Origin of the sequence: Enterobacter cloacae complex sp. I2 (assembly GCF_014896205.1) — a bacterium.
GTDB classification, from domain to species: Bacteria; Pseudomonadota; Gammaproteobacteria; order Enterobacterales; family Enterobacteriaceae; genus Enterobacter; species Enterobacter quasihormaechei.
Window position 1 is genome coordinate 73,115 of the sequence record NZ_JADBRA010000018.1, and the last position, 22,370, is coordinate 95,484.

The window sequence follows — 22,370 nt, forward strand, 5'->3', positions numbered from 1 at the left end:
TTTTAATGAATTGTTAACGTTGTGATCTGCATTGCTCATCTTCGTCATGAAAAACCCGCGCGATTCCTGCTGTTCACGAAAACCCTTGCGAGCGTCGTCACAAAATAAGCAAACGCTTCTTGGGGTTATATTTAACCTTTGTGTAACTTTTAAGGAACCAAGTGATTCACCATTTTGCTACATATGGTGATCTAACGAATCATAAAGGTGGTTATGTGACGCAAGAACAACGCTTTGAGCAACGCATCGCGCAGGAGACGGCCATCGAGCCGCAGGACTGGATGCCGGAAGCTTACCGCAAGACGCTGATCCGCCAGATTGGACAGCACGCCCACTCTGAAATTGTCGGCATGCTGCCGGAAGGGAACTGGATCGCCCGCGCGCCGACGCTGCGCCGGAAAGCCATTTTACTGGCGAAGGTGCAGGACGAAGCCGGACACGGCCTGTACCTCTACAGCGCGGCGGAAACGCTGGGCTGCGCCCGGGAGGACATCTATCAAAAGATGCTCGACGGCAAGATGAAATACTCCTCCATCTTCAACTATCCGACCCTGAGCTGGGCCGATATCGGCGTTATCGGCTGGCTGGTGGACGGTGCGGCCATCGTGAACCAGGTGGCGCTGTGCCGCACGTCTTACGGCCCGTATGCCCGGGCGATGGTGAAAATCTGTAAAGAAGAGAGCTTCCATCAGCGTCAGGGTTTTGAGGCCTGCATGGCGCTGGCGCAGGGCAGCGAATCCCAGCGGCAGATGTTGCAGGACGCCATTAACCGCTTCTGGTGGCCAGCGCTGATGATGTTTGGACCCAACGACGACAACTCACCAAACAGTGCCCGCAGCCTGGCCTGGAAGATCAAGCGCTTCGGCAACGATGAGCTGCGCCAGCGCTTTGTTGATAACACGGTGCCTCAGGTGGAAATGCTCGGCATGACCGTGCCGGACCCTGACCTGCGGTTTGATGACGCGAGCGGCCACTACCGCTTCGGCGATATCGACTGGCAGGAATTTGACGAGGTCATCAACGGGCGCGGGATCTGTAACCACGAACGTCTGGCCGCCAAACGTAAAGCCTGGGACGACGGCGCGTGGGTGCGTGAAGCCGCGCTGGCGCATGCCGAAAAACAACGGGCCCGCCAGGCCGCATAAGAGGAATCAACCATGAGCAATGTTTACTGGCCGTTATACGAAGTGTTTGTCCGGTCTAAGCAGGGGCTGTCGCACCGTCACGTGGGCAGTCTGCACGCTGCCGACGACCGCATGGCGCTGGAAAACGCGCGTGACGCTTATACCCGCCGCAGCGAAGGCTGTTCCATCTGGGTGGTGAAGGCGAGCGAAATCGTCGCCTCCCAGCCGGAAGAGAGTGGTGAATTTTTCGATCCGGCGGAAAGCAAGGTCTACCGCCATCCGACGTTTTACACCATCCCTGATGGCATTGAGCACATGTGAGGTTGGGGATGAACAACGTATCTGCATATGCCCTGCGGCTGGGCGACAACGGTCTGGTGCTCTCCCAGCGTCTGGGCGCCTGGTGCGGCCACGCGCCGGAGCTGGAGATTGACCTGGCCCTCGCCAACATCGGCCTCGACCTGCTCGGCCAGGCGCGCAACTTCCTGACTTACGCCGCTGAGCTGGACGGTACGGGGGATGAAGACACCCTGGCCTATGGCCGCGATGAGCGTCAGTTCAGCAATCTGCTGCTGGTGGAGCAGCCAAACGGCAGCTTCGCCGACACCATTGCCCGTCAGTACCTTATGGATGCGTGGAACGTGGCGCTGTACGAGCGACTGATCCACAGCAGCGACGGTCAGCTTGCCGCCATCGCCGCAAAAGCAATTAAGGAGGCGCGCTATCACCTGCGCTATAGCCGCGGCTGGCTGGTGCGTCTGGGCGACGGAACAGAAACCTCCGGCCAGAAAATGCAGCAGGCGGTGGATAGCCTGTGGCGCTTCACGGCCGAGCTGTTCGATGCCGACGACGTCGAGCTGGCGCTGATTGACGCCGGCGTGGCGGTCGATCCCCGCACCCTGCGCGAGCCGTGGGAGCGCGAAGTGTTTGCCGGGCTGGCGGAAGCCACCCTCCGCGTGCCCGAAGACGTGGCGTATCGCACGGGCGGCAAGCAGGGGCTTCATACCGAACATCTGGGGCCGATGCTGGCAGAAATGCAGTATCTCCAGCGCGTCTACCCCGGCCAGCAGTGGTGAAGGAGAACGCTATGCAACGCCTCGTCGACATTGCGCCTGCCCAAATCCCGCAGATTTGGGCGCTGCTAAGCCAGATCCCCGACCCGGAAGTGCCGGTGCTCACCATCACCGATTTAGGCATGGTGCGCAGCGTGAAGGCGCAGGGGGAAGGCTGGGTTATTGGCTTCACGCCGACCTATTCCGGCTGCCCGGCAACGGAACATCTGCTGGGGGCCATCCGCGAAACCCTGACCGGGAACGGCTTTTCCCCGGTACATATTGTGCTGCAACTGGAGCCCGCCTGGACCACCGACTGGATGACCGACGATGCGCGCAGGCGCCTGCGTGAATATGGTATCAGCCCGCCTGTCGGCCATAGCTGCCATGCCCACGCTCCCGCAGAGGTGAGCTGCCCGCGCTGTGCGAGCACCGATACCGCGCTTATCAGTGAATTTGGTTCGACGGCCTGCAAAGCGCTCTACCGCTGCAATACCTGCCGTGAGCCCTTCGACTATTTCAAATGTATTTGAGGCCGCCATGACAACGTTTCATTCATTAACAGTGGCAAAAGTAGAACCTGAAACCCGCGACGCGGTGACCATTACCTTCGCGGTGCCGCAGGCGTTGCAGGAGGCGTACCGCTTCCGCCCCGGTCAGCATCTGACCCTGAAAGCCAGGCTTGGCGGTGACGAACTGCGCCGCTGCTACTCCATCTGCCGGAGCACCGCACCGGGGGAGATCAGCGTAGCGGTCAAAGCCATCGACGGCGGGCGCTTCTCCCGCTACGCCCGGGACGAGATTAAGCAGGGCATGGCTTTAGAGGTGATGGTGCCCCAGGGGCAGTTCGGCTACCAGCCGCAGGCTGAACGTGAAGGCCACTATCTGGCAATCGCCGCCGGGTCCGGGATCACCCCGATGCTGGCCATTTTATCCGCTACGCTGTCCACGGAACCGCACAGCCACTTCACCCTGATTTACGGCAACCGCAGCAGCCAGAGCATGATGTTCCGTCGGGCGCTGGCAGACCTGAAGGACAAATATCCGCAGCGCTTGCAGCTGGTCTCCATCTTCAGCCAGGAGACGCTCGACAGCGATCTGCTTCATGGCCGCATTGACGGCGAAAAGCTTCAGGCGCTGGCAAAAACGCTGATCAATTTCCGCCAGTACGACGAAGCCTTTATCTGCGGCCCGTCGGCGATGATGGACGAGGCCGAGGCGGCGCTGAAAGCGCTCGGCATGCCGGAAAAATCGATCCATCTTGAGCGGTTTAACACGCCGGGCACTACCGTGAAACGGACGCACAGCGTGCAGGCCGAGGGGCAGAAGGTCACCGTCCGTCAGGACGGACGCGACCGGGAAATTACCCTGACGGCGGACGATGAGAGCATCCTGGACGCCGCCCTGCGTCAGGGTGCGGATCTGCCGTATGCCTGCAAGGGCGGCGTATGCGCCACCTGCAAATGCAAAGTACTGCGCGGAAAAGTCGATATGGCGACCAACTACAGCCTGGAGTCGGACGAGCTGGCTGCGGGCTATGTGTTGAGCTGTCAGGCGCTGCCGTTAACCGCCGACGTCATCGTCGATTTTGACGCGAAGGGGATGGCATGAGCGAACTGATTGTCACCCGTCATGGCCGCGTGTTGCAGCTAACGCTAAACCGTCCGGCGGCGCGCAACGCGCTCAACAATACGCTGCTGATGCAGCTTGCCGAGCAGCTTGAGGCCGCCGCAGCGGATGCTGAAATCGCCGTCTGCGTGATTTCTGGCAATGAACGCTGCTTTGCCGCCGGGGCCGATCTGAACGAAATGGCGGAGAAAGATCTGTCCGCCACCCTGAATGATATTCGCCCCCGGCTGTGGGCACGGATAGACGCCTTCAATAAACCGCTGATCGCCGCCGTGAACGGCTACGCATTGGGCGCCGGCTGCGAGCTGGCGCTGCTCTGCGACGTGGTGATTGCCGGCGATAACGCCCGTTTTGGCCTCCCGGAAATCACCCTCGGGATCATGCCGGGCGCAGGCGGCACCCAGCGGCTGATCCGCAGCGTGGGCAAATCCCTGGCCTGCAAAATGGTGCTGACGGGTGAAAGCCTCACGGCGGTTCAGGCGCACAGAGCCGGGCTGGTCAGCGACGTCTTCCCGGCCTCGCTGACGCTGGAGTACGCCCTGAAGCTGGCGGCACGGATGGCGAGCCACTCGCCGCTGGCGCTACAGGCGGCGAAGCAGGCGCTACGCCAGTCGCAGGAAGTCCCGCTCCAGGCCGGGCTGGCGCAGGAGCGTCAGCTGTTTACGCTGCTCGCAGCCACCGACGATCGCCGGGAAGGTATCGACGCCTTCTTACAAAAACGCACCCCAGACTTCAAAGGACGCTAATTGTGGAATGTATTCTGAGCCATGTTGAGCAGGGCGTAATGACCATTACGCTGAACCGCCCGGATCGCCTGAACAGCTTTAACGATGTCATGCACCAGCAGCTTTCCGAATGCCTGAAGCAGGCCGAGCGCGATGACGCCATCCGCTGTCTGCTGATCACCGGGGCAGGGCGCGGTTTCTGCGCCGGGCAGGACCTTAACGATCGTAATGTGGATCCCAACGGTCCCGCGCCGGATCTGGGCATGTCCGTTGAGACCTTTTACAACCCGCTGGTGCGCCGCCTGGCGAAGCTGCCGAAGCCGGTGATCTGCGCGGTTAACGGCGTGGCGGCAGGAGCGGGTGCCACGCTGGCCCTCGGCTGCGACATGGTAATTGCCGCCCGTTCTGCCAATTTTGTGATGGCCTTCAGCAAGCTCGGACTGGTGCCGGACTGCGGCGGCACCTGGCTGCTACCGCGCGTGGCCGGACGTGCCCGCGCCATGGGGCTGGCGCTGCTGGGCGTTAAGCTCAGCGCCGAACAGGCGCAGGCGTGGGGGATGATCTGGCAGGTGGTGGACGATGAACAGCTCTCTGACACCGCCCGGCAGATGGCGCTGCATTTTGCCTCTCAGCCTACCTTTGGCCTGGGCCTGATCAAGCAGGCGATTAACGCCGCCGAAACCAACACCCTTGATGCCCAGCTCGATCTGGAGCGCGACTACCAACGTCTGGCCGGACGCAGCGACGACTACCGGGAAGGCGTCAGCGCGTTTCTGGCAAAACGTACGCCGAACTTTACGGGGAAATAAGATGGCGACCAACCTTCATACGATCGCCGTGATCGGCAGCGGCACCATGGGTGCCGGCATTGCCGAAGTAGCGGCCAGCCACGGTCATCCGGTGCTGGTGTACGACATTGACGCAGCGGCGATTTCCCGCGCCGTTGACGGCATTCACCAGCGCCTGACCTCTCGCGTTTCGCGCGGAAAACTTTCTGCCGACGCCGCGGAGCAGATCCTGTCCCGCCTGACGCCGGTGACGACTATCAATGCCCTGGCGAAAGCCGATCTGGTGATCGAGGCGGCCTCCGAACGGCTTGAGGTGAAAAAAGCCCTGTTTAGCCAGCTGGCAGAGGTCTGTCCGCCGCAGACGCTGCTCGCCAGCAACACCTCGTCCATTTCCGTTACCGCGATTGCGGCGGAGATTAGCCACCCTGAACGCGTCGCCGGGCTGCACTTCTTTAACCCCGCGCCGGTGATGAAGCTGGTGGAGGTGGTCAGCGGGCTGGCCACCTCGTCCGAAGTGGCCGATGCGCTGTGCGAGCTGGCGCTGAGCTGGGGAAAGCAGCCGGTACGCTGTCAGTCCACGCCGGGGTTTATCGTCAACCGCGTGGCGCGTCCGTTTTACTCGGAAGCCTGGCGCGCGCTGGAAGAGCAGGTGGCAACGCCCGAGGCGATCGACGCCGCCCTGCGAGACGGCGTCGGCTTCCCGATGGGGCCGCTTGAGCTGACGGACCTGATCGGTCAGGACGTCAACTTTGCCGTGACCTGCTCCGTGTTTAACGCCTTCTGGCAGGAGCGCCGTTTTCTGCCGTCGCTGATGCAGCAAGAGCTGGTGCTGGCGGGGCGTCTGGGCAAAAAAAGCGGGCAGGGCGTTTACCGCTGGCAGGAGGAAAAACCCGCCGTCAGCTGGCTCGACCCGGTCAGCGACAGCTTCAGCCCGATGCGCGTACAGCGTAGAAGTGACGGTGTCACGGAAATTGACGAACTGCTGCTGATTGAAACGCAGGGTGAAACCGCGCAGGCGCTGGCGCTGCGCCACGGCTGCCCGGTGGTGGTAGTCGACCGTATCGAGCGGGATGTGGCCGTGATTGCCGCCGCGCCCGGCAACCCGCGCTCCGCCACGCAGAAGGCCATTTACTGGTTGCAGCATCAGGAGAAGCGGGTGTTACAGATTGCGGATTACCCCGGCCTGCTGGTCTGGCGCACGGTGGCGATGATTGCCAACGAAGCGCTGGACGCCCTGCAAAAAGGGGTCGCCAGCGAGCAAGACATCGATACCGCCATGCGCTTAGGGGTCAACTATCCCTGCGGCCCCATCGCCTGGGGCGAGCGCCTTGGCTGGCAGCGTCTGTTAACCCTGCTGGAGAACCTGCAACGTCACTACGGCGAGGAACGCTATCGCCCCTGTTCCCTGCTGCGCCAGCGTGCGCTTCTGGAGAGTAGCTATGAGTCATAACGCCTGGCATAACGCCCGCGCGATGTACGAACAAGACGCCTGCGCGCAGGCGATGGGGATGGACATTATCGACATGGACGAGGGCTATGCGGTGGTGACCATGACCATCACCCCGCAAATGCTTAACGGGCATAAAACCTGCCACGGCGGACAGCTGTTCTCGCTGGCCGATACTGCCTTTGCCTACGCCTGCAACAGTCAGGGTCTGGCGGCGGTAGCCTCAGGCTGCGCCATCGACTTTCTGCGACCGGGCTTTGCCGGAGACAAGCTGACCGCCACCGCGCGGGTGAAGCATCAGGGCAAGCTGACCGGCGTATACGACATTGAAATTCAGAACCAACACCAGAAAACCGTCGCGCTTTTTCGCGGGAAATCCCACCGCACCGGCGGCAGTGTGACAGGAGAAGCCTGATGCGTGACGCATTTATTTGTGAGGGGGTGCGTACCCCGGTCGGCCGTTACGGCGGAGGGTTGTCCAGCGTGCGCGCCGATGACTTAGGGGCCGTGCCGCTGCGCGCGCTGCTGGCGCGTTATCCGCAGCTCGATCTGGAGCGCATTGATGACGTGATCTTCGGCTGCGCAAATCAGGCCGGGGAGGATAACCGCAACGTGGCAAGAATGTCGGCGCTGCTGGCCGGGCTGCCGCAGACGGTGTCCGCCACCACCATTAACCGCCTGTGCGGGTCGGGGCTGGACGCGATTGGCTTTGCCGCACGCGCCATTAAGGCGGGCGACGGCGATCTGCTGATCGCGGGCGGCGTGGAGTCCATGTCCCGCGCACCGTTCGTGATGGGCAAAGCCACTGCTGCGTTTCAGCGTCAGGCGGAGATCTTCGATACCACCATCGGCTGGCGATTTGTGAATCCGCTCATGCATCAGCAATACGGAACTGACAGCATGCCCGAAACGGCAGAGAATGTAGCGGAATTGTTAAATATCAGCCGTGCCGATCAGGACGCGTTTGCCCTGCGCAGCCAGCAGCGCACCGCGCGGGCGCAGCAGAACGGCGTTCTGGCGCAGGAGATTATTCCGGTACAGGTGGCGGGGAAAAAAGGGGCGGTGACGGAAGTGAGCGTGGATGAACATCCCCGCGCCGAAACCACTCTTGAACAGCTTGCCGCGCTGAAAACCCCGTTCCGTAAGAACGGGGTGGTGACGGCGGGGAACGCCTCCGGCGTGAACGACGGCGCGGCGGCGCTGATTATCGCCAGCGAGCCGATGGCGCTTGCCCAGGGGTTAACGCCGCGCACCCGCATTGTGGCAATGGCGACCGCGGGCGTCGAGCCGCGTCTGATGGGGCTAGGCCCGGTGCCCGCCACCCGCAAGGTGCTGGAACGTGCCGGGCTGAGCATCACCGATATGGACGTCATTGAGCTGAACGAAGCCTTCGCCGCCCAGGCGCTGGGCGTGCTGCGCCAGCTGGGTTTGCCGGATGACGCCGGGCACGTTAACCCGAACGGCGGGGCGATCGCGCTAGGTCATCCGCTGGGCATGAGCGGTGCCAGACTGGCGCTGGCGGCAAGCAATGAATTGCACCGACGCGGCGGGCGCTACGCGCTGTGTACGATGTGCATCGGTGTGGGTCAGGGCATTGCCATGATCCTTGAGCGTGTTTGAGCGAACAATAATGTGAGTACCCTGCGATGATAAATACAACAAAGCTTGATCCGATCGAAACCGCGTCCGTTGATGAATTACAGGCGTTGCAGACCGCGCGCCTGAAGTGGACGCTGAACCACGCCTACCACAACGTTCCGATGTACAAACGCAAGTTTGATGCCGCGGGCGTTCACCCTGACGATTTTAGCGAGCTGGCGGACCTGCAAAAATTCCCGTGCACCACCAAGCAGGATCTGCGCGACAACTACCCGTTCGATACCTTTGCGGTGCCGATGGAGCAGGTGGTGCGTATCCACGCCTCGTCGGGCACCACCGGGAAGCCGACCGTGGTAGGATATACCCAAAATGATATCGACAACTGGGCCAATATCGTCGCCCGCTCCCTGCGCGCCGCCGGGGGCAGCGCAAAGGATAAAATTCACGTGGCCTACGGCTACGGGCTGTTCACCGGCGGGCTGGGCGCGCACTACGGTGCCGAGCGTCTGGGGGCGACGGTGATCCCGATGTCCGGCGGCCAGACGGAGAAGCAGGCGCAGCTGATCCGCGATTTTCAGCCGGATATGATCATGGTGACGCCCTCTTACTGTCTGAACCTTATCGAAGAGCTGGAGCGTCAGATGGGCGGTGACGCCAGCGCCTGTTCCCTGCGCGTGGGCGTTTTCGGCGCCGAGCCGTGGACGCAGGCGATGCGCTGTGAAATCGAAAAACGGCTGGGCATTACTGCGCTGGATATCTATGGTCTTTCGGAAGTGATGGGACCGGGCGTGGCGATGGAGTGTCTGGAAACCGCGGACGGCCCGACCATCTGGGAAGATCATTTCTTCCCGGAAATCGTTAACCCCAATGACGGCACGCCGCTGGCCGACGGGGAGCAGGGCGAACTGCTGTTCACCACCCTGACCAAAGAGGCGCTGCCGGTGATCCGCTACCGCACCCGCGACCTGACGCGCCTGCTGCCGGGCACCGCGCGCACCATGCGCCGGATGGATCGCATCAGCGGGCGCAGCGACGACATGCTGATCATTCGCGGCGTGAACGTCTTCCCGTCACAGCTGGAAGAGGAGATCGTTAAGTTCGAACACCTTTCGCCGCACTATCAGCTGGAGGTCAACCGCCGCGGACATCTTGATTCACTTTCGGTGAAGGTTGAACTAAAACAGAGCAGCTTAACGCTGACGCATGAACAGCGCTGTCAGGTCTGCCACCAGCTGCGGCACCGTATTAAATCGATGGTGGGGATCTCAACGGACGTGACGATCGTGAACTGCGGCAGCATTCCGCGCTCCGAAGGCAAAGCCTGCCGGGTGTTTGATCTGCGTAAGGTCGCGGCTAACGGGTGAAGGAACCTCATAACATGACGGCCCCCTCTCCCTTGAGGGAGAGGGCTGGGGTGAGGGGGGAAACCCAAATTCCTGTGCTATGATTCATCCAGGAAAAAAATAACAACAGAATGAATCACATGAATAAACTTGACGCTTTTATCCAGCACGCGGTCAGCTCGGTTCCGGTGAGCGGAACGTCACTTATCTCCTCGCTGTATGGCGACGCGCTTTCCCATCGCGGCGGAGAGATCTGGCTCGGCAGCCTGGCGGCCCTGCTGGAAGGAATGGGATTTGGCGAGCGCTTTGTGCGCACCGCGCTGTTTCGCCTCAACAAAGAGGGCTGGCTGGACGTGTCCCGTATTGGGCGCCGCAGCTTTTACCGTCTCAGCGACAAGGGGCTGCGTTTGACCCGTCGCGCGGAAAATAAAATCTACCGTGCGGAATTGCCGGCCTGGGACGGTAAATGGCTGCTGCTGCTCTCCGAGGGGCTGGATAAAACCACGCTCGCGGATGTAAAAAAACAGCTTATCTGGCAAGGGTTTGGCACGCTGGCGCCAAGCCTGATGGCCTCGCCGTCGCAGAACCTGGCGGATGTGCAGTCTCTGCTGCATGACGCGGGCGTGGCGGAAAACGTCATCTTCTTTGAGGCCCATTCACCGCTGGCCTTATCACGCGCGGCGTTACGAGCCCGCGTGGAAGAGTGCTGGCAGCTGACTGAACAAAACACGATGTACGAAACGTTTATCCATTCGTTTCGTCCGCTGCTGCCGCTTCTGAAGGAGGCGTCGCCGGAGGAGTTAACCCCGGAGCGCTGCTTCCAGATCCAGCTGTTACTCATTCATTTTTATCGTCGCGTGGTGCTGAAAGATCCGCTGTTGCCGGAGGAGTTACTCCCTGCGCACTGGGCGGGACAGAGCGCGCGGCAGCTGTGCATTAACATCTACCAGCGCGTGGCGGCGGGCGCCCTGGCGTTTGTCAGCGAGAAGGGTGAGACCTCCGTGGGCGAGCTGCCCGCACCCGGCACCCTTTATCATCGGCGCTTTGGTGGTCTGAATATCACATAAGGAGAGGGTATGCCTGTTTATCAAATTGATGGTCTGACGCCGGTCGTGCCTGAAGAGAGCTATGTTCACCCGACGGCGGTGCTGATTGGTGACGTCATCCTCGGAAAAGGCGTTTACGTGGGTCCCAACGCCAGCCTGCGCGGTGATTTTGGCCGAATCGTAGTGAAAGACGGCGCGAACATTCAGGATAACTGCGTGATGCACGGTTTTCCGGAGCAGGACACCGTGGTGGAAGAGGACGGGCATATCGGCCACAGCGCAATCCTTCATGGCTGCGTCATCCGCCGTAATGCGCTGGTGGGGATGAATGCGGTGGTGATGGACGGGGCGACGATCGGCGAAAACAGCATCGTCGGGGCGGCGGCGTTTGTGAAGGCGAAAGCGGAGATGCCGGCGAATCATTTGATCCTTGGCAGTCCGGCAAAAGCGATTCGTCAGCTGAGCGCGCAGGAAATCGAGTGGAAAATGCAGGGCACGCGGGAGTATCAGGTGCTGGTGGACCGCTGTAAGCAGACGCTGCATCAGGTGGAGCCATTACGCGAAGAAGAGCCCGGACGCAAGCGGCTGGTTTTCGATGAGAATTTGCGGCCAAAATCGGCTGGTCGGGATAATTAATCGCCGGTTGTGCGCGTCTTTTAAATCCGTGAGGCCGAGCTTAATACGCTTCCGGCAACGGCCGGTCAATCGACACCAGCTTTCCGCGCTTCACGGTGATATACCCCCCGGCTTTCAGATCTGCCAGCACGCGAAAAACATGCGTTCGCGACAGGTTGGTGCGTTTGATGATAAACAGCGCCAGGCCTTCATTTTCGCCCGTGTGGGTTTCCTGCCGATAGAGATAGCGGTACAGCATGTGTTTGATGGTCTGGTAGCTCGTGACCTGTCCGCGCTCGTTGTGCAGATCGATAGTAAAAATCGACATGAAGGTCAGAATAGTGGTCAGCGCCTGCACGCGTTCTGGCCCGCCGTGCAAAAATAGCTGGTCGAAATCGGCGTAGGGAATTTTTACCAGTTTAACCTTCGCACTGCTGCGATATTCAAATTTCGCTAGCGGGCAATAGCGTTCCATTAGACCGATGGGCATATATTCAATGGTATTGCCAATATTCAACCCATCTTCAGGCATTAATATCGTCAGAGAACCTTCGGTACAGAAATAAATATAGCCGGGCTCGACGGCTAACTTTTTATTTGCGGCAACGGTTAGCGCTTCTCCTGAAGACAGGATTTGTGGAAAAAAGCGCCCAATATTGAGCTGCTGATAATAGGTATGGATGTCCTGAAAATTCACGCTAGGCCTCGTCCCGCAACGTCTGTCGTCGCATCGAGTATAGCAGGAGTCGCGTCCTGATGACGAGACAACCCCATACCAGTCCCATATGGGACTATGATGGGAAAGTATTCTGTTTAGAATGGTCCTCAATGAGTTCGCATTAAATTATCCGCCAGCAGTAAATATCCGGGCGGCGCAATTAATCTATGAGGCCATTTAATGAAATTAACGATAATCGCTAAGCAACTGGCGCTGGCCGGTGTGTTAACATCGCTTTCGCTTTCTGCATGGGCTGAAGTGCAGCCGCAGGATGCCACACCCACAACCCAGCAGGCTAATAACGCCCTGTATAATAAACTGCCCTTTGCCGATAAAACCGACTTTGAGAACGCCCATAAGGGCTTTATCGCTCCGTTGCCGCAGAACATGATCAAAGGCGAGCAAGGAAACGTTATCTGGAACCCGGCGAAGTATGACTTCGTGAAAGAGGGTGAAAAAGCCCCGGATACGGTGAACCCGAGCCTGTGGCGCCAGTCACAGCTGATCAACATTGGCGGACTGTTTAAGGTCACCGACGGCGTGTATCAGATCCGTAATCTCGATCTCTCCAACATGACCATCATTGAGGGCGAGAAGGGCATTACCGTTATCGACCCGCTACTAAGCGCTGAACCGGCGAAAGAAGCGCTGGATCTCTACTATGCAAACCGCGGCAAGAAGCCGGTGGTGGCGGTGGTGATCACCCATAGCCACGTTGACCACTACGGCGGCCTGCGCGGCGTGGTTGACGAAGCCGACGTGAAGTCTGGCAAAGTAAAAATCTACGCGCCGGATGGCTTTATGAAAGAGGCGGTTTCCGAAAACATTATGGCTGGGAACGCGATGAGCCGCCGTGCCAGCTATATGTACGGCAACCTGCTGAAGCCTGACGCAAAAGGCCAGGTGGGTGCGGGCCTTGGCACCACCACCTCTGCGGGTACCGTCACCCTCATCCCGCCGACCAACTACATCACCCATACCGGTCAGGAAGAAGTGATCGACGGTTTGACCTACGACTTTATGATGGCGCCGGGTTCAGAAGCCCCGTCGGAGATGCTGTGGTACGTCAAAGAGAAGAAAATGATCGAGGCCGCAGAGGACGTGACCCACACGCTGCACAACACCTACTCCCTGCGCGGCGCGAAAATTCGCGATCCGCTGGCCTGGTCTAAGTACATCAACGCCGCCATTGAGCGCTGGGGCGCGGACGCGGAAGTGATTATTGCACAGCACCACTGGCCGACCTGGGGTAACGAGAATATCGTCAAGCTGATGAAAGGCCAGCGCGATATGTACCGCTACATCAACGACCAGACCCTGCGTATGGCCAACAAGGGCCTGACCCGCGATGAAATTGCCGCAGAATTTAAGCTGCCGGAATCGCTGGAGAAGCAGTGGGCGAGCCGTGGTTACTACGGCTCCGTTAGCCACGACGTCAAAGCCACCTACGTGTTTTATCTCGGCTGGTTCGACGGCAACCCGGCAACCCTCGACGAGCTGCCGCCTGAACAGGCAGCGAAGAAGTTCGTGCAGTACATGGGCGGCGCTGATGCCATTATGCAGAAAGCCAAAGCGGATTATCAGCAGGGCAATTACCGCTGGGTTGCCCAGGTGGTGAGCAAAGTGGTCTTTGCCGATCCTAACAACCAGGCGGCACGTAACCTGGAGGCCGATGCGCTGGAGCAGTTAGGTTATCAGGCGGAAGCGGGCACCTGGCGTAACTTCTATCTGACCGGCGCGCAGGAGCTGCGAAATGGCGTGAAAAAGCTGCCGACGCCGAACACCGCCAGCCCGGATACCGTGCGTGCGATGACGCCAGAAATGTTCTTCGATTACCTGGGCGTGCACATCAACGGGGTGCGTGCCGGTAACGCCAAAGCGGTGTTTAACGTCGATCTCGGTAAGGATGGCGGCAAATACAAGCTGGAGCTGGAAAACGGCGTGCTGAACCATACCGCCAACGCGCAGGCGAAGGATGCCGACGCGACCATCGCGCTTGACCGTACCACGCTGAACGACATCATCCTGAAGAAAGAGACGCTGAAGCAGGCAGTGGACAAGGGTGACGTGAAGGTGAGCGGAGACGGGGCGAAGCTGGAAGAGATGCTGAGCTACATGGATACGTTTGACTTCTGGTTCAATATCGTAACGCCGTAAGTTTAGGTTTCATCCTCATAATCCTGGCGCCTTAGAAATAAGGCGCCATTTTTTTATTCACGCATCGCCAGCGCGCTCGCGCTTGCGGGATCGAATAGCGAAATACTCTCAATCTGGTCCAGCATGATCACCTTACGGAAATCCATGGCGCTTTTTGGCTCTGAGTCGAGCGTAACCTCATGCTCGGCGTACCATTTGCTGTAGTTGTGTTCAATGCACAGCTGCATGTTTTTCCCGTCACGATAGCCGCTCAGCATCGGAATAAGCACAATATTGGCGGTTTTTTCATACTCCAGCGTGGCGGTATGGATCATGCCAATATAAATCCGCCGCGATTTCAGCGTGACGTGCGCCAGCTCGCCTTCTTCCATGCACTGATAGAGCAGCTGTTCGATACCGCTCGACTGCGCCAGCCGCTTGTACAATTTTTTCCGGCCTTCGCCGTCGAGCCGCGCGCTGCCGGCCCAGTTCGAGCGGTAGAGACAGAACAGGATCGCAAAGGCCAGCATTACCACTACCGGGGCCTGAATACCCAGGAAGCTCCAGTTCATAAAATCAATTTGCCAGTCGGCATATTTCGCAGACGTGAAATGGAAAGTGTTATCAGCGGCGGAGAGGGCGAACAACAGCAGCCACAGCAGGCCGGTGGCGATTACCCCCTGAAGGACGAAAATACAGCCATACAGCGCCACGAGAAAATAGACGTCCCAGCCAAATGAACGCTTAATTTTGAATCGCGTTGACAGGTCGCGGCTGGTGTACCAGTACCCGCATACCATCAATACCATAAATATTGCCGTTCCCATCTCAGGCCCTCTTTAGCGCGTTGACATGGCGCAGAAAGTCCTGCCGTACCTCGTTGCTTTTGTAGTTAACCGAGGCGTTTCCATCCTGGTCGATAATGATGCGGTCGCCATCCTCTACGGCTTCGATAATTTCCTGGTGACTCATGACCTGCAACAAAGATTCCGGGCTGGAAAAGAGCGCCATCAGTAAATTTTTCATCGCGTGACATCCTTATGAATTAAAAGGATAAGTCTGGAGGATAAATGGCACTTTTGCCTTAAGGTTATCCCTAAAAAAGCGGGCTTCGGTGAGGGTGTCTAACTTTTATCAAAAAATGGCGCTGCGCGGGCTGCATTTAACCTGTTGATAATAAGCGACAATAAAAAATATATTCTCCTGAACTTGGACAAATAACGTTAATTGTGTAAGTTTTAATTATGCGATTTCGCTACGTTGTTTACAGCCAGGATGTGACCCATGAGCACGTTGCCGTCCGTCATCAGTCGGTTCGTTGATTACTACACCACGCTGGATACCCAGCCACCCTCGGCGCTGGCGGAGATTTATCGCGCCGATGCCACGCTTATCGATCCCTTTGGCGAACACAGCGGGCTGTTCGCGCTTCAGCGCTATTTCACCCATCTGCTGGCTAACGTTCAGCACTGTCGCTTTACCGTCGATGCACCGTTGCAGCAGGGCGAGCGCTTTGTTGTCACCTGGATTATGCACTGGTCGCACCCGCGTATCGCCCGGGGGACAATGCGGCAACTGCCGGGCTGCTCCGTGGTAGACATGTGCGACGATCGCATTGTTCGCCAGCGCGATTACTACGATGCCGGAGAGATGATTTATGAACACCTTCCGGTGCTCGGCTGGGCCGTACGCGGCGTTAAGCGGAGAGTGAAATCATGAAAACGGTTCTGATTACCGGCGCAAGCTCGGGGATAGGGGCAGGGCTGGCGACATCTTTCGCTGACGACGGCTACCGGGTGATTGCCTGCGGGCGCGATGCGCAACGCCTGGCGGACCTGCATCAGCACAGCCCCAATATTACGGTGCGCCTGTTCGATATGACGGACAGGGACGCCTGTCGCCAGGCGCTGGCGGACTGTGCTGCCGATACGGTGATCCTCTGCGCCGGAACCTGCGAGTATCTCGATCGCGGCGAGGTGGATGCCGCGCTGGTAGAGCGGGTGATGACCACAAACTTCATGGGCCCGGTAAACTGCCTTGCCGCGTTGCAGCCGCAGCTGGTATCCGGCAACCGCGTGGTGCTGGTCAGCTCGATGGCGCACTGGCTTCACTTCCCCCGGGCCGAAGCGTATGGCGCCTCCAAGGCGGCGTTAACCTGGTTTGCCGACACGCTACGCCTCGACTGGGAGCCGAAAGGGATTGCTGTCACGGTCGTTTCACCCGGTTTTGTCGACACGCCGCTGACCCGCAAAAACGATTTTCCGATGCCGGGCCGGGTTAGCGTGGAGCAGGCCGTCAGCGCTATTCGTCGCGGTCTGGCAAAAGGGAAAGATACTATCGCGTTTCCCGCCGGGTTCAGCCTGGCGCTGCGCCTGCTTTCCGGCCTGCCCAACGTACTTCAGCGCGCACTGCTGCGCAGGATGGTGCGGCCATGAAGATTGCAATTATCGGCAGCGGCATCGCCGGATTAACCTGTGGCTGGCGGCTCGCCGGACATCATCAGGTCACGCTGTTTGAAGCGCAGGCTACGCCGGGCGGCCATACCGCAACGGTAGATGTTGACACCCCGCAGGGAACGTATGCCATCGACACCGGTTTTATCGTCTATAACGACCGCACCTATCCGCGCTTTATGGGGCTGCTCAGCGAGCTGGGCATCAGCGGGCAAAAAACGCAGATGAGCTTTTCGGTGCACAACCCGCAGAGCGGGCTGGAGTACAACGGGCATACCCTGACGTCGCTGTTCGCCCAGCGTCGTAACCTGCTGAACCCCGGCTTCTGGACGCTGCTGAAGGAGATCGTGCGCTTTAACCGGCTGGCGAAACAGACGCTTGAGGGCGACGTTAGCGAGTCCGCCACGCTGGAGACGTTCCTGCGCCAGCACCGCTTCACGCCTTTTTTTGCCCGTCACTACATCCTGCCGATGGGGGCGGCGATCTGGTCATCGTCGCTACAGGAGATGAAACGGTTCCCGCTGCCGCTCTTTTTACGCTTTTTCGACAACCACGGTTTGCTGGACATCACCCATCGTCCGCAGTGGTACGTGGTGCCGGGCGGCTCCCGGGAGTACATCCGCGCGCTGATGGACAAGCTTGGCGATCGCCTGACGCTGCAACTCAACGCGCCGGTTCAGAAGGTTGTTCGCCACGATCGCGGCGTCGACATTGAGCGGGAAGGCGTTACGCATACCTTCGATCAGGTGATATTTGCCTGCCACTCGGCACAGGCGCTGGCGATGCTCGCCAGCCCGACGCAGGCTGAACGCGAGGTGCTGGGGGATATCGGCTGGCAGCGTAACGAGGTGGTACTTCACAGCGATCCGCGCTGGCTGCCGGTGCGCAAGCGCGCCTGGGCCAGCTGGAACTATCGCCTCAGCGAGCAGGATGATGCCAGCGCCTGCGTTACCTACAACATGAATATTTTACAGGGGCTGCCCGCCGGCAGTCCGCTGTTTTGCGTCACCCTCAACCCTGAAACGCCGGTGGATGAGCGCTTTGTGCTGCGCCGCTTTGTCTATGAGCATCCGCTTTTTAACCCGAAGAGCTGGCATGCCCAGGCCCGGCGCGGCGAGATAAACGGTCGCCAGCGGAGCTGGTTCTGCGGCGCGTACTGGTACAACGGCTTTCACGAAGATGGTGTGCGCAGCGCGCTGGACGTGGTGAATGCTCTCGCGGCCGGGGAGGGCAACTGAGATGAACAGTTGCCTTTACCACGGCGCATTGCGCCATCGCCGTCTTACGCCGAAAGCACACCATTTTACCTATAGCGTGTTTATGGCGTGGCTCGATCTCGATGAGCTGGACAGACTGCCCTCCGTCGGCGTGCGGCGAAACCGCTTTGCGCCTGCGGCATTTTATGATGCGGATTACCCGCTGGGCACGCCGCTCAAAGAGCGCGTCCTTGAGCGTCTGGAAAAGCTGACCGGCCAGCGTCCGGCGGGGCGGATCATGCTCCTGACGCAGCTGCGATATTTCGGCTTTCATTTTAACCCGGTCAATTTTTACTACTGCTATGACGGCGAAGACACTCTGCGCTGGGTTCTCGCCGAAGTGCGTAACACGCCGTGGAATGAACGGCATTACTACGCCGTGGCGGGGCAGGACGCTCCGCCGACGGAGAAAGCATTTCATGTTTCGCCCTTCAATCCGATGGACATGGTTTACCACTGGCGCTTCAACAGCCCGGACAGCACGCTGCGCATGCATATTGAAAATCATCAGGAAACGAAGGTGTTTGATGCCACGCTGACGCTACGCCGGGCGCCGCTGACGCGTGGGGCGCTGCGGGCGATGCTGGTGCGGATCCCGTTGATGACCCTTAAAACCGTTTCTGCCATTTACTGGCAGGCGCTCAGGCTGTGGCTCAAGCGCGTGCCGCTGCATAACCATCCCCTCAGCAGGAGTGAACGATCATGACCGATCCCGTCTTTGCGCTTGAACCCGATATCCCGCGCAACGCTCGCGTCGCGCGCTGGTTGCTTTTTCGCCTGCTGAACGGCCTGCGCGGAGGCTCGCTGACGCTCCGTGAAGGGCCCCAGACGTTCCATTTCGGCGACGCGTCCGCCGCGCTTCACGCCGAAGTGCAGGTGCGATCTCCGGGCGTCTACTGGCGCATTTTAACGGGAGGCAGCCTTGCCGCGGCGGAAGCGTGGATGGATGGCGACTGGGAGACGGCCCACCTGACGCCGCTGCTGGAGCTGATTGCGCGCAACAGCCAGATCCTCGGGCAGCTGGAAAAAGGGTTTCGCCTGCTCGCGAAGCCGGTGGAGCGGCTACGGCACTGGGCGCGGCGCAACTCTCGCGCTCAGGCGCGTGAAAATATTGCCGCCCATTACGATCTCGGCAACACCTTTTACGCCCATTTCCTTGATGAGCAACTCCTGTACTCCAGCGCGCTGTTTACCGGGGAAGAGCAGGATCTGGCGGCGGCTCAGCAGGCAAAAATGGCGAGGCTGTGCGACCAGCTGGCGCTCACCGCAAACGATCATCTGCTGGAAATTGGCACCGGCTGGGGAGCGATGGCGGAGTACGCCGCCCGTCACCACGGCTGTCGGGTGACCACCACCACGCTGTCGCAGGAGCAGTACCACTGGGCCACCGCGCGGATCGCGCGGGCAGGCTTGCAGGATCGCGTTGAGGTGCTGCTCTGCGACTACCGCGATCTGACCGGGGTGTACGATAAGCTGGTGTCGGTTGAGATGATCGAAGCCGTCGGCCAACGCTACCTGCCAACGTTTTTCCGCACCTGTCAGGCGCGTCTGCGTCCAGGCGGGCGGATGGCGATTCAGGCCATCACCATTCAGGATCAGCGCTACCGCGACTACAGCAAAAGCGTCGATTTTATACAGCGCTACATCTTCCCCGGCGGCTTTTTGCCCAGCATCACCGCCATGAATGACCTGATGACGCGCCACACGGATTTTGTGGTGCGTAACCTCTTTGACATGGGGCCGGATTACGCCCGCACGCTCGCCCACTGGCGGCAGCGCTTCATTCACGCCTGGCAGGAGATAGAAAAGCTCGGGTTTGATGAACGTTTCCGCCGGATGTGGCTGTACTACTTCGGCTATTGTGAAGCCGGGTTTAACGCCCGCACCATCAGCGTGGTGCAGCTCACTGCGGAACGCGTATGAAGCGCTACGGGCAGGTGTTTCTGCTGGCCATCGGGTTCGATCTCTACTGGACGCTGGTGGTGCTGTTTCGCGAGCAGGGTCTGGTCATCTGGATCGCGCTGGCGGTGCTTGCCTGGCTGCTGTTACCGCCATCGCACCGGCTATACGCCATTGTGCTGGCTGCGTCGGGCGCGCTGCTTGACGCCCTCTGGGCGCTGACCGGGCTGATTGCCTTTACCGGTGCGTCGTTAATGCCGCTATGGATGGTCGCGCTGTGGCTGATGTTTGCCTGCGTCTGGACGCAGCTAACCCGCACGACAACGCTGCCGGGCTGGCTGCTGACGGCGCTGGCGACCGTGGGCGGGCCGGTGGCCTACCTGATCGGCGAGCGTCTGGGGGCCATAACGTTTCTGGAACCGACCTTTATCGTCGTCAGCTGGATGATCCCGGGCTGGCTGGTGCTGATGCTGTTTTTCCACCTGCTGATGGGGAGACAACAATGAGAAATCTGTTATTCATGCTCGCGCTGACCCTATTCACCTGTAGCGTGCAGGCGGCAGACTGGCTGAGCTGGCGCAAGGTGGGCGACGCCACGCTCACCTGGGGGCCGCTTACCGTCTATACCTCTCAGCTTCTCACGCCCGACGGGCGCTACGCGGGGATAGACAGCGATAACGCGCTGATTATTACCTACGCCCGCGACATTGCTGCCGACGACCTGGTCGAGGCGACCCGCGACCAGTGGCAGGCGCAGGGCATTTTGCAGCAGGAGCCGCAGAGTGAAGCCTGGCTACGCATGCTGTCCACGCTCTGGCCCGACGTCACGCCCGGCGCGCAGCTTGCGTTTGTGCTGAAGGACGGACAGGGGCAATTCTGGTATCGCCCTACAGCGTCGCAGAAAAACTTTACGCCACTCGGGCCACGCCAGTCGGCAGCGTTTAGCTCGCGCTTTCTGGCGATCTGGCTCGATCCCCGCACCGAGTATCCTGAACTGCGTCAGCAGTTAATCGGAGGACCAAAATGAAACGTTTCCTGTTAATGGCGCTTGCCCTGACGATGCTGGTGGCCGGATGCAGCACCGAGGTGACAGAGTATCGTCAGCAGCAGCCGACGCTTGATATTTTCACCTATTTCCAGGGGAAAACCGAGGCGTGGGGGATGGTTCAGGATCGCAGCGGTAAGCAGATCCGCCGTTTCCACGTCGAGATCGCCGGTGATGTTATCGGCGACACGCTGACCCTGAATGAGCATTTTGTCTACGACGACGGCGAGAAGCAGCAGCGCGTGTGGCACATCCGCCGCGTTGGTGAGAATCGCTACGAGGGCACGGCGGGCGATATTGAGGGTGTGGCGTCAGGCCAGGCGGCGGGCAACGCCCTTAACTGGCGCTACAGCATGAACGTGAAGGCGGACGGCAAAACCTGGCTGTTGCACTTCGATGACTGGATGTATTTGCAGGACGGCACCCGTCTGTTCAATAAAACCGAGATGAAGAAATTTGGCGTCACCGTCGCCACGGTGACGCTGTTCTTTACCCGCAAAGAGGGCGGTTAACCCTCTTCGGGCTGAGGTTTACTGCTTGAGTAGATGAAGAAGAGCGCAATAATCAGGCAGACCACGGCCCCCAGACGGCTCATTGAAAACGGAATGGCTTCATTGTTCAGCCAGCCAAAGTTATCAATCAGCATGCTCATGGCCAGCTGGCCCAGGATCACCGCTACCGTGGCAACGGCGGTGCCGATGCGCTGCACCGCGAGCACCATAATCACGATATAAGGCACGCCGCACAGGGCGCCCAGAAGCTGCCATTTGGGCACATCCATCAGACTGACCGCCTGTTTCGGCTCAAAGAAGAAGATGAGCAGGGCGGTCACCAGCGCGCCGATGGAAAACGTCAGAAACGCGCTTTTGAAAACCCCCACGCTGCTGCCTAATTGCCCGTTAATGGCAGCCTGAATGCTCAGCGTCGCGCCGCCAATCACGGCCAGAATAATCATAATTACTGTCATAACGTTACCCCTGAGCCACGAGAATGAGCGCCGCAATGATAAACCCCAGCGCAATAATGCGTTTTGTATCGATCCTGCGGTGCGGCGTACCCAGCAGGCCATAGTGGTCAATAATCAGGCTTTTAAATACCTGACCGGCCAGAATGCCAATCATCGTCATCGCGATGCCGATCGCCGGGGTGGCAATGGTGAGAATGATGACGTAAACCGGACCGAGCACGCCGCCCAGCAGGTGCCATGACGGTTGCGCAAAAAATGAGGGGCTGTTGCGCGGGCTGAAAAACAGCATCAGCAGAAACGTCAGCCCCGTCCCCACGCTGAATATGCTGAACGCAGCCCACAGATCGCCTACCTCCGCGCCCAGCGGCCCCAGCAGCCCGGCTTCCACGGACAGCCCCATGCCGCCGGCAATCACCAGTAAAATTAAAATAATGTGCATAACGCTTTTTCTCCTTTTTCCAGGCGGAGAAGATTACGTCTGAACATCATTGAGAAAAATGCCATAATGCAGGAAACACCTGTGCAGGA

At 59.5% G+C, this 22,370-nt stretch carries 27 protein-coding genes; 22 read left to right on the forward strand and 5 right to left on the reverse strand.

Features of this window, described 5'->3' with window-relative positions; genetic code table 11:
- Window positions 1–215: 215 nt before the first annotated feature.
- The 13 genes from paaA (at window position 216) to paaY (ending at window position 11,389) form a co-directional block, all read left to right on the forward strand.
- Window positions 216–1,145 carry a 1,2-phenylacetyl-CoA epoxidase subunit PaaA gene (paaA, locus tag IM300_RS16350; RefSeq protein WP_112792264.1) on the forward strand — a complete coding sequence of 310 codons (930 nt, stop codon included), beginning with the start codon at window positions 216–218 and terminating at the stop codon, window positions 1,143–1,145.
- 12 nt (window positions 1,146–1,157) lie between these two features.
- Window positions 1,158–1,445 (forward strand): 1,2-phenylacetyl-CoA epoxidase subunit PaaB, encoded by a 288-nt coding sequence (gene paaB, locus IM300_RS16355; protein WP_003857353.1) that lies wholly within the window; start codon window positions 1,158–1,160, stop codon window positions 1,443–1,445.
- A gap of 8 nt (window positions 1,446–1,453) precedes the next feature.
- Window positions 1,454–2,200, forward strand: a complete 747-nt coding sequence (gene paaC / locus IM300_RS16360; protein ID WP_193037423.1) for a 1,2-phenylacetyl-CoA epoxidase subunit PaaC — start codon at window positions 1,454–1,456, stop codon at window positions 2,198–2,200.
- Between the two features lie 11 nt (window positions 2,201–2,211).
- Window positions 2,212–2,709 (forward strand): 1,2-phenylacetyl-CoA epoxidase subunit PaaD, encoded by a 498-nt coding sequence (gene paaD, locus IM300_RS16365; protein WP_107535289.1) that lies wholly within the window; start codon window positions 2,212–2,214, stop codon window positions 2,707–2,709.
- A 7-nt stretch (window positions 2,710–2,716) separates the two neighbouring features.
- On the forward strand, window positions 2,717–3,787 hold the full coding sequence (gene paaE / locus IM300_RS16370) for a 1,2-phenylacetyl-CoA epoxidase subunit PaaE (protein ID WP_193037425.1): 1,071 nt from the start codon (window positions 2,717–2,719) through the stop codon (window positions 3,785–3,787).
- On the forward strand, window positions 3,784–4,551 hold the full coding sequence (gene paaF, locus IM300_RS16375) for a 2,3-dehydroadipyl-CoA hydratase PaaF (protein ID WP_193037427.1): 768 nt from the start codon (window positions 3,784–3,786) through the stop codon (window positions 4,549–4,551). Before paaE ends, paaF begins: the two co-directional genes overlap by 4 nt.
- Entirely contained in the window at window positions 4,551–5,339 is a 789-nt protein-coding gene (paaG, locus tag IM300_RS16380; protein WP_193037474.1) for a 2-(1,2-epoxy-1,2-dihydrophenyl)acetyl-CoA isomerase PaaG, read from the forward strand. Before paaF ends, paaG begins: the two co-directional genes overlap by 1 nt.
- A 1-nt stretch (window position 5,340) precedes the next feature.
- On the forward strand, window positions 5,341–6,768 hold the full coding sequence (gene paaH, locus IM300_RS16385; protein WP_193037429.1) for a 3-hydroxyacyl-CoA dehydrogenase PaaH: 1,428 nt from the start codon (window positions 5,341–5,343) through the stop codon (window positions 6,766–6,768).
- Entirely contained in the window at window positions 6,758–7,180 is a 423-nt protein-coding gene (gene paaI / locus IM300_RS16390) for a hydroxyphenylacetyl-CoA thioesterase PaaI (protein WP_063866790.1), read from the forward strand. Before paaH ends, paaI begins: the two co-directional genes overlap by 11 nt.
- Window positions 7,180–8,385 (forward strand): 3-oxoadipyl-CoA thiolase, encoded by a 1,206-nt coding sequence (gene pcaF / locus IM300_RS16395; protein WP_193037431.1) that lies wholly within the window; start codon window positions 7,180–7,182, stop codon window positions 8,383–8,385. The genes paaI and pcaF overlap by 1 nt, the downstream gene beginning before the upstream one ends.
- Before the next feature lie 26 nt (window positions 8,386–8,411).
- A complete protein-coding gene (paaK, locus tag IM300_RS16400) occupies window positions 8,412–9,728 on the forward strand; it encodes a phenylacetate--CoA ligase PaaK (RefSeq protein WP_193037433.1) in 1,317 nt (438 codons plus the stop codon).
- Between the two features lie 110 nt (window positions 9,729–9,838).
- A complete protein-coding gene (gene paaX, locus IM300_RS16405) occupies window positions 9,839–10,774 on the forward strand; it encodes a phenylacetic acid degradation operon negative regulatory protein PaaX (protein ID WP_193037435.1) in 936 nt (311 codons plus the stop codon).
- Between the two features lie 9 nt (window positions 10,775–10,783).
- Window positions 10,784–11,389, forward strand: a complete 606-nt coding sequence (gene paaY / locus IM300_RS16410) for a phenylacetic acid degradation protein PaaY (RefSeq protein ID WP_112792271.1) — start codon at window positions 10,784–10,786, stop codon at window positions 11,387–11,389.
- Between the two features lie 40 nt (window positions 11,390–11,429).
- Here paaY and IM300_RS16415 read toward each other — a convergent pair whose 3' ends face one another.
- Complete coding sequence (locus tag IM300_RS16415; RefSeq protein ID WP_131637613.1) at window positions 11,430–12,065, reverse strand: helix-turn-helix domain-containing protein; 636 nt, start codon at window positions 12,063–12,065, stop codon at window positions 11,430–11,432.
- A gap of 201 nt (window positions 12,066–12,266) precedes the next feature.
- Between IM300_RS16415 and IM300_RS16420 the strand changes: the two genes are divergently transcribed.
- A complete protein-coding gene (locus tag IM300_RS16420) occupies window positions 12,267–14,243 on the forward strand; it encodes an alkyl/aryl-sulfatase (RefSeq protein ID WP_193037437.1) in 1,977 nt (658 codons plus the stop codon).
- A gap of 53 nt (window positions 14,244–14,296) precedes the next feature.
- Here IM300_RS16420 and IM300_RS16425 read toward each other — a convergent pair whose 3' ends face one another.
- Window positions 14,297–15,049 (reverse strand): hypothetical protein, encoded by a 753-nt coding sequence (locus tag IM300_RS16425; RefSeq protein ID WP_063866783.1) that lies wholly within the window; start codon window positions 15,047–15,049, stop codon window positions 14,297–14,299.
- Between the two features lies 1 nt (window position 15,050).
- Complete coding sequence (locus tag IM300_RS16430; RefSeq protein ID WP_022648035.1) at window positions 15,051–15,248, reverse strand: hypothetical protein; 198 nt, start codon at window positions 15,246–15,248, stop codon at window positions 15,051–15,053.
- Between the two features lie 258 nt (window positions 15,249–15,506).
- Here IM300_RS16430 and IM300_RS16435 point away from each other — a divergent pair, with 258 nt between their 5' ends.
- The 8 genes from IM300_RS16435 to IM300_RS16470 are packed head-to-tail and all read left to right on the forward strand — an operon-like array spanning window position 15,507 to window position 21,387.
- A complete protein-coding gene (locus IM300_RS16435) occupies window positions 15,507–15,941 on the forward strand; it encodes a nuclear transport factor 2 family protein (protein ID WP_193037439.1) in 435 nt (144 codons plus the stop codon).
- Complete coding sequence (locus IM300_RS16440) at window positions 15,938–16,657, forward strand: SDR family NAD(P)-dependent oxidoreductase (RefSeq protein ID WP_064910585.1); 720 nt, start codon at window positions 15,938–15,940, stop codon at window positions 16,655–16,657. Before IM300_RS16435 ends, IM300_RS16440 begins: the two co-directional genes overlap by 4 nt.
- Entirely contained in the window at window positions 16,654–17,913 is a 1,260-nt protein-coding gene (locus IM300_RS16445) for an NAD(P)/FAD-dependent oxidoreductase (RefSeq protein ID WP_193037441.1), read from the forward strand. The genes IM300_RS16440 and IM300_RS16445 overlap by 4 nt, the downstream gene beginning before the upstream one ends.
- A 1-nt stretch (window position 17,914) precedes the next feature.
- The gene (locus IM300_RS16450) at window positions 17,915–18,637 is read left to right on the forward strand and encodes a DUF1365 domain-containing protein (RefSeq protein ID WP_193037443.1); all 723 of its coding nucleotides are present in this window, start codon (window positions 17,915–17,917) and stop codon (window positions 18,635–18,637) included.
- Window positions 18,634–19,854: a cyclopropane-fatty-acyl-phospholipid synthase family protein gene (locus tag IM300_RS16455; protein ID WP_193037445.1), complete on the forward strand. Its 1,221-nt coding sequence runs from the start codon at window positions 18,634–18,636 to the stop codon at window positions 19,852–19,854. Before IM300_RS16450 ends, IM300_RS16455 begins: the two co-directional genes overlap by 4 nt.
- Window positions 19,851–20,336, forward strand: coding sequence for a DUF2878 domain-containing protein (locus IM300_RS16460; RefSeq protein ID WP_063866778.1), 486 nt, complete (start codon window positions 19,851–19,853; stop codon window positions 20,334–20,336). The genes IM300_RS16455 and IM300_RS16460 overlap by 4 nt, the downstream gene beginning before the upstream one ends.
- On the forward strand, window positions 20,333–20,857 hold the full coding sequence (locus tag IM300_RS16465; protein ID WP_193037447.1) for a hypothetical protein: 525 nt from the start codon (window positions 20,333–20,335) through the stop codon (window positions 20,855–20,857). Before IM300_RS16460 ends, IM300_RS16465 begins: the two co-directional genes overlap by 4 nt.
- A complete protein-coding gene (locus tag IM300_RS16470; RefSeq protein ID WP_193037449.1) occupies window positions 20,854–21,387 on the forward strand; it encodes a DUF3833 domain-containing protein in 534 nt (177 codons plus the stop codon). Before IM300_RS16465 ends, IM300_RS16470 begins: the two co-directional genes overlap by 4 nt.
- Here the strand turns inward: IM300_RS16470 and IM300_RS16475 are convergent.
- Together IM300_RS16475 and IM300_RS16480 are read right to left on the reverse strand one after the other, a co-directional pair.
- Window positions 21,384–21,842, reverse strand: coding sequence for a DMT family transporter (locus IM300_RS16475; protein ID WP_193037450.1), 459 nt, complete (start codon window positions 21,840–21,842; stop codon window positions 21,384–21,386). The genes IM300_RS16470 and IM300_RS16475 overlap by 4 nt on opposite strands.
- A 4-nt stretch (window positions 21,843–21,846) precedes the next feature.
- On the reverse strand, window positions 21,847–22,281 hold the full coding sequence (locus tag IM300_RS16480) for a DMT family transporter (protein WP_003857304.1): 435 nt from the start codon (window positions 22,279–22,281) through the stop codon (window positions 21,847–21,849).
- Window positions 22,282–22,370: the final 89 nt, after the last annotated feature.